Raw genomic sequence first — 12,815 nt, 5'->3', positions numbered from 1 at the left:
TAGGTACACAGTTTAGTAGTGGTTCTGAGTACTCATAAAATCGTATTTAACCGATGATCGATCTTTACGCTTTATACCAGAGAATGCATGATAACAACATCATGCTAACATTCAAAGGTGAAGTGACATTCGACCTGATTGATTCCATTTTGAAAATTATGGAAGGTCGTTTGGAGCAATTAGAAGATAGTAGAAAAACTAAAAAGAAGGTTTACAACGTTCTGGTAGAATGTTTGCAAAATCTTTGTCATCATATTGATTTTAGTGATTCACAACCCGATCCTAACAAGGATGAGCATGATTACCTTCGTAAAAGTGCAATTCTCATTATTTTCAGCGATGATGACGCTTATCACGTCGCAACCGGAAACTATATTACCGGAGAAAATGTAAATGGATTAAAAGGTTGGTTGGATGAAATCAATTCTACAACAAAAGATGAACTGCGCGCTCTTTATAAGAGGATACTCGACAATGAGAAATTCTCAGAAAAAGGAGGAGGAGGTCTTGGATTTATTGATATAGCAAGAAAATCCGGACAAAAATTGAATTACAAGTTTAAAGAAATCAACGACAAATACTCATTTTTCAGTTTTCAGATAAATATCCCGAAAGCATAAAAGAATTTAGAAATGGATAATTTAATTATAGAAGGAAGCAATCATACACCTGATGTAAATTTCAACGCTGATACTGGTACATTGGCTTTGAAAGGAAGATCTACTCCTGAAAACTCTATAGAATTTTACAGACCTTTGCTGGAATGGTTGGATCAGTACGGTAGTAATTCAAAGACTGAGAAAACTACTCTGAAAATTCAATTAGAGTATTTTAACACAAGTTCTTCAAAATGTATTCTTGATATTTTCAAAAAAGTCAATGCTTTGTTTAAGGATGGATTAAACGTGAGTATCAATTGGTATTACGAAGAAGAAGACGAGGATATGCAAGAAGCTGGTGAAGACTACAGCGATCTATTAGATGTCCCATTTGAGATTATTGAACTAGAAGAGGAATAATTTATGGCAAAAAGGCATGTTTTCGAAAAAGAAACTGCCATATTAGAACACATTCAGGAATTTCTAGAAAAGGATGGTGTTTCTAAGGATGAATATAAGGAGGAACTTCTTCAGATTAAAAACTACTATGAAGATCTTCTGGATCAGGGCATGCTCATTACTAAAGTCAGCGACAGACTTCAGAATAAGCTTAACAATCTAAATGGTAAACTTCAGGATAAAAATGTAGAGCTTCAAAATACAATAGACGAGCTCACTAAGGCCAGAGTTGGACGAAAAGCAACTACTATTGTGCTTTTGGTTGCAGTAGCTCTATTCTTAATTTCAGAAGGTGTTTTGGAACCTCAAATAGAAGCCCAGATCGGGGATAATATTTGGCTTGGATTATTATTTAAAGGTTTGATAGCTCTATTACTAAAACCCATCGAAACTCTGACTGAGAAATATTTAATGAACCAGGCATTAAAAGGAAATCAGAAACCCGCGGAAACAGAAAGCAATTCAAAAAATTAAGCCGGTCTTATTTCATTATTTGTAAAAACGGGTACAAGTCTGCTTTTATTAATTTGAGAACAATATTCAAGATCTTTTTGAATATCTGTGTGCTTAGCAAGGCGTTTGGCATGAGCTGAATTTTTTATGACATTATAGATGTTATTTTCATTCTTTTTGTAGAAATCAAAGCACATCAGCGCTTCATCCCCATCTAATCCAAAATTGGATTCAATTAGGTGCGAAATTATCATCCCGGCAAAAAGCGAGTCTTCCGAATTTGGCCGTCCTTTCCATCCAGCACAAAATAAAAGTACTTCGGAATTTCCATTTTTTAATTTATCGGCAACTGCTTGAGCATTTATAAAAGACCCTATATAAATATTTTTAGAAGACGAAGATTTTATAAGTGCTTTGGTGCCATTGGTAGTAGTCATCGCTATTTTCTTACCCTTTACCCCAAAATCTATATAATCATAAGGAGAATTACCTAAATCGAAGTCTTCAACTTTTTTTCCCTCCCTTTCTCCGGCAATTAAATACCCCTCTGATTTCATAATCCTGCATTTATCAAGATCATCAAATGCTTTAATATGCTCTGCACCCTCCATAAAAGCACTAAGCATACAAGAAGTAGCTCTTAGAATATCAATTATAACTACTTGTTTTTCACTAATATCGCCATGATGCGCAATTAAGTCTGTGCTGAGGCATACCGAAACTGATGACATATTAGATAAATGGTAATTTAACAATCTCTGCTTTGAGGGATCTGTTTCTCACTTTTATGAATATTTCTGTTCCTGCCTTATGTTTACCAAAAGGTATATAGCCCATTCCAATTCCGCAATTCAATACCGGTGATTGACTGCCTGAGGTCACCTGGCCAACAATTTCATTTTCTATTTCAATGTCATATCCATGTCTCGGAATCCCCCGTTCAAGCATTTTAAATCCAACCAGTTTACGTTTTAATCCTTCCGCTTTTTGCTTTAGAATTAATTCACTTGCCACAAAATTGGTATCCGGTTTAGTAATCCAACCCAGGCCTGCTTCCAGTGGACTTGTAGAGTCATTAATGTCATTGCCATACAAGCAAAATCCCATTTCAAGACGCAAGGTATCACGCGCCCCTAATCCTATCGGCGCAATTTGAAAATTTTGCCCGGCCTGCATTATAGCATCCCATACCTCTTTGGCATCTTCATTCTTAACATAAATTTCAAATCCTCCCGAACCTGTATATCCGGTTGCTGAAATTATAACGTCCGATTTTTTGGCAAATTCATCAATTCTAAAATTGTAATAGGGAATCTCACGTAGGTCAACTGAACATAGCTTTTGGAGTACTTCTATTGCTTTTGGGCCCTGAACAGCAAAAAGTGAATAATCATCAGACCTATTACTCATTTTTGCTCCAAATTGCTTGTTCAAATCAACTAGTCGGTTCCAGTCTTTTTCAATATTGCTTGCATTTACAACCAGCATATAACTTGATTCAGAAATTCTGTAGACCAGCAAATCATCAACGATACCACCATGATCATTAGGTAAACATGAGTATTGAACTTTGCCATCGCTAAGTTTTGAAACATCATTGCTCGTTGCATATTGAACAAGGTCAAAGGCTGAATCTCCTTCAATCCAAAATTCCCCCATATGAGAGACGTCAAAAATACCTACTCCCTCTCTAACCTTCATATGTTCTTCAATATCGGATGAATACCTCACGGGCATTTCATATCCCGCAAACTCAATTAGCTTAGCACCTAAATTTTTATGAGTGTCGTAAAGTGTTATTTTTTTTATACCCATTTATTAAAAAATATCTAATTGTGAATCGGGAAGTAATTTAAAACTTTTTCTGTGGTATGAACAAGTACCAAATTCCCGAATTGCTTTTCGGTGTTCAATTGTAGGATACCCCTTGTTTTTTTTCCAGTTATAAACTTCAAATTCATTGTGAATTGATTCCATAAATCTGTCTCTGGCACATTTAGCTAAAATAGAAGCTGCTGCTATGCTCGCAAATTTAGAATCCCCTTTTATAATGGTTTTAAATGGAATATCGCAGTAATTATGGAATTGATTTCCATCGACAAGAATCAATTCAACTTTAGAGTTTAATGTATCGAGACATTTATGCATAGCCCTAATTGAAGCTTTTAAAATGTTTAATTCATCAATTTCATAATTGTCACACATTTCAATAGCAAAATATTCAGCACAATCTTTTATTTCTTCTTCTAAACGATACCGCTCTTTTTCACTTAGTTTCTTGGAATCGTTTAGACCCGCTATTTCAATATCAGGTTTTAAAATAACTGCAGCGGCAAAAACCGGACCGGCCAGGCAACCTCTGCCCGCTTCATCAAGTCCAACTTCAATTTGATTTTTGGAAAATGAGTAACTGAGGCTCAAATTTTCAGTTTAATCTTCAAATTGTCCACTGATTTGTAAGCTGTTAAATCATAATGACAAGGTACTACAGACACATAATTGTTGGCAATGGCCCATTCATCCGTTTCCTCACTTAGGTCATTATTTATAAATCTACCGGTTAACCAGAAATAGGTTTGGCCCTGTGGATCAACTCTTTCATCGAATGCTTCCTTCCATTTAGCGATTGCCTGTCTGCTAATTCTCAAGCCCTTAATGCTTTCTTTTTTCTCGGGTGGGAAATTTACATTTAATGCGACACCTTCTTCCAGGCCATTCTTTAAAACATATTCAGCAATGCGGTAAATATACTTTCGTACGTGTTCAAAACTGGCTTCATGGCTGTAATCACACAATGAAAATCCAATGGCTGGAAGGCCTTCTATGGCCGCCTCTATTGCCGCAGACATGGTGCCCGAATACAATACACTAACAGAGGTATTGCTGCCATGGTTAACGCCGCTGACAACCAAATCGGGATTTCTATCATTTAGAATGTGATGTTTAGCCAGTTTAATGCAATCGGCCGGAGTACCTGAACATTCATATGCAGGGACACCCTCAAATATATTTGATTTGACCAGTCTTAAGGTTTCTCCTATTGTAATGGCATGTCCCATGCCCGATTGGGGGCTGTTCGGAGCAACGACAATGACCTCTCCCAACTTCTTCATTTCTTCTACCAATACTCTTATTCCTGGAGCAGTAATTCCATCATCGTTGGAAATTAATATTAATGGTTTGTTTGCCATTTTATTTTAGTGAGTTGTAATATTCTGTAATAACACTAAGTCCTTTTCTGGTATTATAAAGTATTTTTTTCTCCTTAATAAACTGTTTTATTTCGTCTTGTTTATCGTTCATCAATCGATACAAATCTTTTTTCTTTTCCTTGTATAGGATTACATTTTGATTTTTGCTATTGTGATTAAAAAAATAGAAATGATAATTGATAACCCTTCTCGTAACATAGTTTGAGGCTGAGTTCGCATACATATTATAGTATGGGTCATTGGTTAGAAATGGATCGTTGATCATTCTGGTTTCATAAGAAATATATTCCCTTGCCAAAAGCGAAAGATTCCCAACTACCAATACTTCAAAAAACATTTCCGGCTTATAGCTGGAATACGGACTGTATTCAAGGGATCTAAAATACCTGTTTGCTTTAATTAATTCATCGTAAAAATAGAAGGAGATGATTTTATTGGGCGAAAGAGTGATCATCTTGTTTGAATACCTGTACTGTAAAATATTTTCTTCGATGTTGTATTTTACAACTCCCCTTAAAGTGTCATTGGTTTTTAATACGATTGTCCCCTCATGCCATATGTCGGTGCTGAGCTCCTGAGATTTACCAGAATTAACAACAGAGATTATAATTAATATAATTAAAAAAAACCTATTCATTTTTCAGGATCTCATGACCCATCTTATCTCGTTTTGTTTTAAGATAATTTTGATTGTGTGGGTTCGGGCAAACTTCAATTGCTACCTTTTCTACAATTTCTAAGCCATAGCCCATTAATCCGGCTCTTTTATTTGGATTATTGCTGATTAAACGCATTTTACGAATCCCAAGGTCTCGCAATATTTGTGCTCCTACGCCATAATCCCTTTGATCCATATCAAATCCCAGTTTTAGATTGGCTTCCACAGTATCAAGGCCTTCTTCCTGTAGTTTATATGCTTTTAGTTTGTTTAATAAGCCAATTCCCCGGCCTTCCTGATTCATATACAAAACCACGCCTTTCCCATTCTTGGCCACCATTTTCAAAGCAGATTGTAACTGATCTCCGCAATCGCAACGTAAGGAACCAAAAATATCACCAGTGACACAGGAAGAATGAACTCTTACAAGCACTTCCTCATTTTTGTCCCAATTTCCCTTGGTCATTGCCAAATGAATTTCCCCGGAATTAATTTGTTTATAAGCTACCATGAGAAAATCACCGTATTTTGTTGGCATATTAACTTCAATCTCTTTTTTAATCAGGCTTTCTTTTTTAATTCTATAGGCAATAAGATCCTGAATAGTAACCAGTTTCAAGTCAAATTTATCTGCCACTTCTCTCAAATCAGGCAATCTGGCCATTGTACCGTCTTCATTCATAATTTCAACAAGTACCCCTGCTGGTTTAAATCCGGCTAATCTGGCAAAATCAATGGATGCTTCTGTATGACCTGTTCGCCGTAAAACCCCTCCTGATTTTGCTTTTAATGGAAATATGTGTCCGGGCCTTCCTAAATCTTTTGGTGTGGTGGAATCATCAACCAAAGCCATGATGGTTTTGGATCTATCGCTTGCAGATATGCCAGTAGTACAACCATGGCCAAGCAAATCAACAGAAACCGTAAATGGAGTGGCATGCAATGCTGTATTCTTACCTACCATTAATTCAAGTTCCAGTTCATCGCAGCGTTCCTCAATTAATGGAGCACAAATTAAGCCTCTACCATGAGTGGCCATAAAATTGACGATCTCTGGAGTTATTGCTTCAGCTGCACAAATAAAGTCACCCTCATTTTCGCGATCTTCATCATCGACGACTATTATCACTTCACCATTTTTAATAGCCTGAATGGCATCTTCTATAGTATCTAATTTGATTTTTTCTGAATTCATCTTCTATATTGAATTATACAAAAGTAAGTTTAGCTTAAAAACCTCACAAACATTACACAGAATTTGACTGAATAGTTTTATTCGCGTATGACAATTGTTGCCAAAATAAGCTGTGAAAGAAGGCAAAAAACATTACTCCGATTTGTCTTGATAAATAATTCTCCGTAAGGAAAGACATGATTATCAGTGATAAATAAGCCAGGTAAATTGCATCTTTAGATTTAAACGCCAGGACTACCGGATAGGCAATAACAATAATAAAAATAAATAGACCAACCATCCCTGCACTTAGTAATAAGTTCAAATATTGATTGTGTTCATTGAAGCCATGGTTTATCCCAAATTTAAAATCATACGCCATGTAAGCATTGAGTCTTGCATCTTTCTCATCACCAATTCCAACACCAAAAACTGGATTTTTCTTTATCACCTCCAGGTTTATTTTTGCCAGTGCAATTCGCATATTTAAACTTCCCCATTTGCCCTTATTATTTTCCGGATCCATACCATAGTGTTCAATGGATATTTTTTCATTTAATCCCAAGCGTTCTTTGAATCGCTTATGATCTGACAAAACCCAAACTGACACAAGACCTATCAATAATAAAGGCAAGATAATTTTTAAAGCGCGATTGAATCCTATTCTGACAAAGATGAATACTATCAATGAAAGGAGAAAGGCCAAAATTATCATTTTGACAGTAAGACTAAACAACACAAAGATTAAGAATGATATCCAGAGTAAATTCAAAATATTTACTGATAATTTTTTGAATTTATTATCTATACTAATGTCCAAAACGATAATTATTGCCATCGCAACCTGAATGGCCATGTAAGTAGCGTGCATTCCAATAAAATGAACCAGGCTGTGATACATATAGAAGGGAAACACTATTTGCTTAAATTCATTGTACTGATAATTTTGAATGAATACCATCAGGTATGAAAAAAGCATATAAACTGTAATTCCTAAAGCATATGCCTTTAGTAAGGATTTAAAATTCTTTTTACTCAAAGGACTAATTGTCAATATAAAAAATGGAATTAACAGAAGTCCCAATTTGGTTTCCAGTAGGCGAAAGGCAGAATTAATATTTTCAGAATATAGAATTCCGAATGCCCACCATAAAAAAATAGAAGAGAACAGAGTAAGAGATATTTTATTCTCTTTTAATGAAAAATCTTTATTTATAAAGATCTTTCCGAGAGAAAAAATCAGGAACAGAATTGTACTGTATGATAAAATATTCTGAAGAAAAAAAGGACTTATTGGTAAGGTTAGAGCTATTACAAAAAGTGATAATAGATAGCCTTTATCAATATATCCTTCTATTTTTCTAAAAGGCGTTTGGACCACCTTTGAAAATTAATAGAAACGATTTGAAAATAATACCAATATCCATTAAAACATTTCTGCGCTTGACATATACCAAATCCATGCGCAATCTGTTTTTCATATCGTAATCTGTTGCAGTCTCTCCTCGAAAACCTTTAATTTGAGCTAAACCTGTTAAGCCGGGTTTGCTTTCATATCTTTTCAAATAAGACCCGATTTTTTCCGAATACTCATCATCCAGAGGAATAGGATGTGGCCTTGGGCCTACCAATGACATATCTCCATTCAAAATATTAAAAATTTGAGGCAGTTCATCTAAACTGGTTTTTCTAAGCAATTTGCCTATTCCTGTAATTCTGGAATCGTTCTTTTTAGCTTGTTGAAATTGCTGCTCGCAAGGGTAATACATTGTTCTGAATTTCAAACAATAAAATTTCTTTCCCTTGTAGCCATTTCTCAATTGCCTAAAAAATACAGGGCCTTTAGAATCGATTGAAATTAATATTGCAATTAATGGAAGAATAAACCAGCCAATAGTAATGATAAAAAGTAGTGATAGAATGAAATCAATAGCTCTTTTAAGCTTATCAGAATAAATAACATTATTTTCTGTAGTATCCCACCGTTTGGCGTAAATACGAGGAGCTTGATTTAAATCTATATTAAGCGACAGGCGTTTTCCCATTTTTTATGAATTCACTATATGCTTGTACAATCCATTTTTAAAAAACCCTAAAAAATTAATACATCAATGACATATTATATACGGATATTTAATTGTGTTATTGTATAAAGCAAGAATAATTGTAATGAACTATCAACCTAAAAGGAATGCAATATTATTTAATCAATCGCTTTTTATTAAATAATAATCAATTTTCTTTATTTCGCGCTTCAATTGATTTCATCTAAAAATTCCTCTTTATCAAAGAATTCAAAAAATATAAACTCTTTTTACCGGAATACGCCAATGTAGATTACAACTCTGCTTCAAATATTATAATTGAAAACGCTAAAATGAAAAAAAGTTTTGGAGTATCAGCATTAGCTGTTCATGGTCTCATTACTTCATTAGAAGATCAAGAATTAAGAAATTTGATACACAAAATTGATTTAATAGTTCCTGATGGTCAACCAATTAGGTGGGCATTGAATAGCATTTATAAATTAGGTATGAAAGACCGCGTTTACGGACCGGACCTTACATTGGAAGTATTAAAAAAAGCCAATGCTCTTTCTATGAAAATTTATCTTTATGGAAGCACAAAAGAAACTTTAAATAAATTTAGATTATTTATTGAAAATGCTTTTCCTGACATAATAATTTCAGGAATTCATATCGACAGATTTCGCGAAGCCAGCCCCCAAGAGGATATAGAGGATATTCAAAAAATAAATGAATCAGGCGCGAATATAGTATTAGTAGGCAGAGGGTGTCCCCGACAGGAAAAATGGGTGGCCAATCATAAAGGGAAAATAAATGCAGCTATGATGGCTGTTGGTGCAGCATTTGATTTTCATGCAGGGACATTAAATCAAGCTCCGAAATGGATGCAAGATTCTGGTTTGGAATGGTTATTTAGATTAATTCAGGAACCTAAAAGATTATGGCGAAGATATCTGATTACTAATACAAAATTTATTTTCTTTTTTCTCAATTACAGATTATTTAAAAAGACACCTATTCAATGAGAACAATATTAATAACAGGATCGGCAGGACTAATTGGAAGTGAAGTAGTTACGTATTTTGCAGAAAAAGGAATAAAAATTGTTGGTATAGATAACAACATGAGAGCCGATTTTTTTGGTGATTCAGGCGATACTACCTGGAATGCACATCGGTTGGAATCCATTTTTAAAAATTACGAACATCATAATATCGATATCAGAGATAGAAAAATGCTTTCTGAATTTGTGTTAAAAATAAAACCGGATGCTGTAATCCATGCAGCAGCACAACCAAGTCATGATTTGGCAGCGAGTCGCCCATTTGATGATTTTGATGTCAATGCAGTTGGTACATTAAATTTATTGGAAAGTATAAGATTGTATTCGACCGATGTCCCATTTGTGCATATGTCTACCAACAAAGTTTACGGAGACGCTCCAAATAATATTGATCTCATTGAGCTAGATAAAAGATGGGACTACAATGATTCTCAATACAAAAATGGAATTAAGGAAAGTTTTTCCATCGATCAATCCAAACATTCGATTTTTGGTGCCTCGAAAGTAGCAGCAGACATTATGGTTCAGGAGTATGGCAGATACTTTGGTATGCCAACCTGCTGTTTAAGAGGTGGTTGTCTAACTGGTCCAAACCATAGTGGCGTTGAACTACACGGCTTTCTAAGCTATTTAATAAAATGTAATTTGATTGAGAAAGAGTATATTATTTTTGGTTATAAAGGAAAACAAGTAAGAGATAATATTCATTCATACGACGTAGCGACATTTATAGATGAATTTTTGACTTCACCTCGTGAAGCTGAAGTATACAATATAGGAGGTGGTAGAGATAATTCTATTTCTATTCTTGAAGCATTTGATTTAATTTCTTCTATTTCCGGAAAAAAAATGAAATATCGGTACGATGAAAACAACAGGATTGGTGACCATATTTGCTATATTTCCGATTTATCAAAAATGAAAGAACATTACCCGAATTGGAATATTACCAAAGACCTCAAAACTACATTTGTTGAAATAGCTGAAGCTTGGGAAAAAAGAATTGCTAAGTCTTAATAGATTGTGGTTCGCTATCTTCAAAACGAGCAACTGTTAGTGCAATAAACCAGTAATAAATAAATATAAACGAGTTGTCCACCAATAATAAGGGTATGCTGTAAAGAAATATTTGAATACCCATTTTCGTTCTTATATATGAAGAATAAAACAAGATAAAAAGTGACAAACTGCCGATCAACCCATAATCGAATCTGATTTTTAATATGTCATTATGGGGGTTTACAAACTCTCTTTTTTCTGCTCCCCAATCAGGTCTTATTATGTCATGTGTAAATACATCCGCTTGACCGGGGCCATATCCAAAAAGATATTGAAGTAGTTCACTTTGATCAATATGTGTTTTTAAATAACTAATAAAAACTTCTCTACCCATTAAAAAACGATTCAATGAATCTTGGGAGTCCATTCCAATCATTTCAAGAAACCATTTTGCGAAAGTGTCAAGGTTGGAACCAATAGCATAAAATATAAAGAAGTATATCGCCAAAATTAGGGCCAATAAGTATTTATTTTTATCAATATTTAAAGGATTGATCAAAAGATAATAAGTAGCCATCGCGGGAACTATACCCAAAATTATACTTCTTTTGCCGGACATGAGTATCAGTAAAGCGGCGGGAATGGCCCACAAAAACATTTTTCTGTAAATAAAAAAAAGAAAAAAACATCCCAGAATTACGCCGTTGTGAAATTCTGAAGACATATTATAATTTGATCTGACAAAATTGAAAGACCAATCGAATTCAAGGTCAATTCCAACCCAGGCGAAATATGAAATTACGGAAGCAATAAAAAGCCATTTAATATGATTTTCATTAAAGGACATTTTCATTACAAATACTATGATCGGACTTAAAATGATTAAAATATCTCTGATAAATGCTTTGTAATTGATCGATTCATAATTCAAAAGCAGTCCTACCAGCATCAAGGTTAAATAAAGAATCAGAGAGAAGACCATATTGGGTTCAAATCTTAACCCCTTCTCTTTTTTAGTGGTAAAAAGATTCTCAAATAAAAAAAGAGCTAACATTATTACAGGTATAAAATAAATGAGTTTGGCTCTGTCAAAAGCATGATATGCAATTAAAGATGGAATCAATAGAATATAAAGAAAGAAGGAAGATCGGTTGATATTGATTCCTGAAACAACTAATTGATTAGATGAAATCTCTTTGGACATATTCGTTATTGATAAACTAAAATACGCTGATCAGAAACAATAATTGTAAATTAGCTTCGTATCGATCTATATTTGCCGCAAAGTAAAGAATTCATGTCAAATCAGGATAGCAATCAAATTAACTTACTCAAAGTAATTAAATGGCTGGTAGTTTCAATTAGGGCAAATTTCAAGACTCTTTTGGTTATTAATGTACTTCTTGCCGTCCTTTTTGTTTCTGCAAAACTCTATATTCCAAAGTCTTATGAAGGAAGTTTGATAGTAAAATCAAATATTATTGAATATCATTTTATCTCTGAAATTTTAACACCCTTGAATCATCATATAGATGATAGAAAACCTCAAAGCATTGCTAAAACATTAAATATTCCTGCGGAATTGGCACAATCTTTTGGAGGATATCAAATTACGAGTCTTATAGATGAGGAATACGTGACAAAAAGGAAAATTACCATCAATGAAAATCTTACGGAATACGAAAAAGATCAGGTTTTTGAATTGAGATTAAGGTCATCAGATAAAAATAAATTGCCAGTTTTGAAAGATGCATTGCTAAACTATTTACGCAGTCAGGAATACATAAAAAAAAGACAGGAATTTTTCTTAGAAAGACAAAAAGATATCAAGCAACTCTACGAAAATGATATTAATAGTATGTCGAAAATAAAAGAAAGTTTTGCAAAAGATGGATTTGACCCAAATGTTGCAGGAAATGACTTGATTATTCAGGGATTAGGTGATTTCTATTTCGGCAGTATGAGGATTTATGAAAATTATGTGAAGGCCTGGTACCTAACTGAATTCAACAATTCATTTGAAGAATTAAGTAAGCTGGAAATTTATGACAAACACGTTTATCCCCGTTGGACACCTTTTATTATCGCTTTTGTAATAGCTGGCTCAATAATAAGTTTTGTCTTTTTATTAATCATTGAGTTAAATAGGTCACTTAAAAAGATCGATTAAA

General features: G+C 34.0%; 15 protein-coding genes. 6 read left to right on the top strand and 9 right to left on the bottom strand.

Translation table 11 applies throughout. From position 1 onward, the window contains the following. Window positions 1-53 precede the first annotated feature (53 nt). From HZR84_13675 to HZR84_13665, 3 genes are read left to right on the top strand one after another with little or no spacing between them, the layout of a single operon-like run. A complete protein-coding gene (locus HZR84_13675; protein ID QNL22944.1) occupies window positions 54-620 on the top strand; it encodes a hypothetical protein in 567 nt (188 codons plus the stop codon). Window positions 621-632: 12 nt separating this feature from the next. Beyond that, window positions 633-1,019: a DUF1987 domain-containing protein gene (locus tag HZR84_13670; protein QNL22943.1), complete on the top strand. Its 387-nt coding sequence runs from the start codon at window positions 633-635 to the stop codon at window positions 1,017-1,019. Window positions 1,020-1,022: 3 nt separating this feature from the next. After that, on the top strand, window positions 1,023-1,532 hold the full coding sequence (locus HZR84_13665) for a hypothetical protein (protein ID QNL22942.1): 510 nt from the start codon (window positions 1,023-1,025) through the stop codon (window positions 1,530-1,532). Here the strand turns inward: HZR84_13665 and HZR84_13660 are convergent. From HZR84_13660 to HZR84_13625, 8 genes are read right to left on the bottom strand one after another with little or no spacing between them, the layout of a single operon-like run. After that, entirely contained in the window at window positions 1,529-2,242 is a 714-nt protein-coding gene (locus HZR84_13660; protein ID QNL22941.1) for a 2-phosphosulfolactate phosphatase, read from the bottom strand. The genes HZR84_13665 and HZR84_13660 overlap by 4 nt on opposite strands. A gap of 1 nt (window position 2,243) precedes the next feature. Next, window positions 2,244-3,326, bottom strand: coding sequence for a glycine cleavage system aminomethyltransferase GcvT (gene gcvT, locus HZR84_13655; GenBank protein QNL22940.1), 1,083 nt, complete (start codon window positions 3,324-3,326; stop codon window positions 2,244-2,246). 3 nt (window positions 3,327-3,329) lie between these two features. Further along, window positions 3,330-3,932: a ribonuclease HII gene (locus HZR84_13650; GenBank protein ID QNL22939.1), complete on the bottom strand. Its 603-nt coding sequence runs from the start codon at window positions 3,930-3,932 to the stop codon at window positions 3,330-3,332. Beyond that, on the bottom strand, window positions 3,929-4,702 hold the full coding sequence (gene surE / locus HZR84_13645) for a 5'/3'-nucleotidase SurE (protein QNL22938.1): 774 nt from the start codon (window positions 4,700-4,702) through the stop codon (window positions 3,929-3,931). Before surE ends, HZR84_13650 begins: the two co-directional genes overlap by 4 nt. A gap of 1 nt (window position 4,703) precedes the next feature. Further along, a complete protein-coding gene (locus tag HZR84_13640) occupies window positions 4,704-5,360 on the bottom strand; it encodes a hypothetical protein (GenBank protein ID QNL22937.1) in 657 nt (218 codons plus the stop codon). Then, window positions 5,353-6,576 (bottom strand): bifunctional 3,4-dihydroxy-2-butanone-4-phosphate synthase/GTP cyclohydrolase II, encoded by a 1,224-nt coding sequence (locus tag HZR84_13635; GenBank protein QNL22936.1) that lies wholly within the window; start codon window positions 6,574-6,576, stop codon window positions 5,353-5,355. Before HZR84_13635 ends, HZR84_13640 begins: the two co-directional genes overlap by 8 nt. Before the next feature lie 52 nt (window positions 6,577-6,628). Continuing rightward, window positions 6,629-7,936: an O-antigen ligase family protein gene (locus tag HZR84_13630; GenBank protein QNL22935.1), complete on the bottom strand. Its 1,308-nt coding sequence runs from the start codon at window positions 7,934-7,936 to the stop codon at window positions 6,629-6,631. Next, window positions 7,917-8,600: a sugar transferase gene (locus HZR84_13625; GenBank protein QNL22934.1), complete on the bottom strand. Its 684-nt coding sequence runs from the start codon at window positions 8,598-8,600 to the stop codon at window positions 7,917-7,919. The genes HZR84_13630 and HZR84_13625 overlap by 20 nt, the downstream gene beginning before the upstream one ends. A gap of 332 nt (window positions 8,601-8,932) precedes the next feature. Here HZR84_13625 and HZR84_13620 point away from each other — a divergent pair, with 332 nt between their 5' ends. Beyond that, window positions 8,933-9,607: a WecB/TagA/CpsF family glycosyltransferase gene (locus HZR84_13620; GenBank protein QNL22933.1), complete on the top strand. Its 675-nt coding sequence runs from the start codon at window positions 8,933-8,935 to the stop codon at window positions 9,605-9,607. Then, window positions 9,604-10,662 carry an NAD-dependent epimerase/dehydratase family protein gene (locus HZR84_13615; protein QNL22932.1) on the top strand — a complete coding sequence of 353 codons (1,059 nt, stop codon included), beginning with the start codon at window positions 9,604-9,606 and terminating at the stop codon, window positions 10,660-10,662. The genes HZR84_13620 and HZR84_13615 overlap by 4 nt, the downstream gene beginning before the upstream one ends. Here the strand turns inward: HZR84_13615 and HZR84_13610 are convergent. Continuing rightward, complete coding sequence (locus HZR84_13610; protein QNL22931.1) at window positions 10,652-11,848, bottom strand: O-antigen ligase family protein; 1,197 nt, start codon at window positions 11,846-11,848, stop codon at window positions 10,652-10,654. The two genes, HZR84_13615 and HZR84_13610, sit on opposite strands and share 11 nt — an antisense overlap. A 93-nt stretch (window positions 11,849-11,941) precedes the next feature. On the opposite strand from HZR84_13610, the gene HZR84_13605 reads away from it, so the two are divergent. Further along, on the top strand, window positions 11,942-12,814 hold the full coding sequence (locus tag HZR84_13605; GenBank protein QNL22930.1) for a hypothetical protein: 873 nt from the start codon (window positions 11,942-11,944) through the stop codon (window positions 12,812-12,814). Window position 12,815: the final 1 nt, after the last annotated feature.

This window comes from Hyphobacterium sp. CCMP332 (assembly GCA_014323545.1).
GTDB lineage: Bacteria > Bacteroidota > Bacteroidia > Cytophagales > CCMP332 > CCMP332.
The sequence above is the reverse complement of the archived record's forward strand: the minus strand, read 5'-3'. Positions and strand labels throughout refer to the sequence as shown.

Coding starts and splice junctions, on each gene's coding strand:
- HZR84_13675 (QNL22944.1), top strand. CDS start 54: ATGATCGATCTTTACGCTTTATACCAGAGAATGCATGATAACAACATC.
- HZR84_13670 (QNL22943.1), top strand. CDS start 633: ATGGATAATTTAATTATAGAAGGAAGCAATCATACACCTGATGTAAAT.
- HZR84_13665 (QNL22942.1), top strand. CDS start 1,023: ATGGCAAAAAGGCATGTTTTCGAAAAAGAAACTGCCATATTAGAACAC.
- HZR84_13660 (QNL22941.1), bottom strand. CDS start 2,242: ATGTCATCAGTTTCGGTATGCCTCAGCACAGACTTAATTGCGCATCAT.
- gcvT (QNL22940.1), bottom strand. CDS start 3,326: ATGGGTATAAAAAAAATAACACTTTACGACACTCATAAAAATTTAGGT.
- surE (QNL22938.1), bottom strand. CDS start 4,702: ATGGCAAACAAACCATTAATATTAATTTCCAACGATGATGGAATTACT.
- HZR84_13640 (QNL22937.1), bottom strand. CDS start 5,360: ATGAATAGGTTTTTTTTAATTATATTAATTATAATCTCTGTTGTTAAT.
- HZR84_13635 (QNL22936.1), bottom strand. CDS start 6,576: ATGAATTCAGAAAAAATCAAATTAGATACTATAGAAGATGCCATTCAG.
- HZR84_13625 (QNL22934.1), bottom strand. CDS start 8,600: ATGGGAAAACGCCTGTCGCTTAATATAGATTTAAATCAAGCTCCTCGT.
- HZR84_13620 (QNL22933.1), top strand. CDS start 8,933: ATGAAAAAAAGTTTTGGAGTATCAGCATTAGCTGTTCATGGTCTCATT.
- HZR84_13615 (QNL22932.1), top strand. CDS start 9,604: ATGAGAACAATATTAATAACAGGATCGGCAGGACTAATTGGAAGTGAA.
- HZR84_13610 (QNL22931.1), bottom strand. CDS start 11,848: ATGTCCAAAGAGATTTCATCTAATCAATTAGTTGTTTCAGGAATCAAT.
- HZR84_13605 (QNL22930.1), top strand. CDS start 11,942: ATGTCAAATCAGGATAGCAATCAAATTAACTTACTCAAAGTAATTAAA.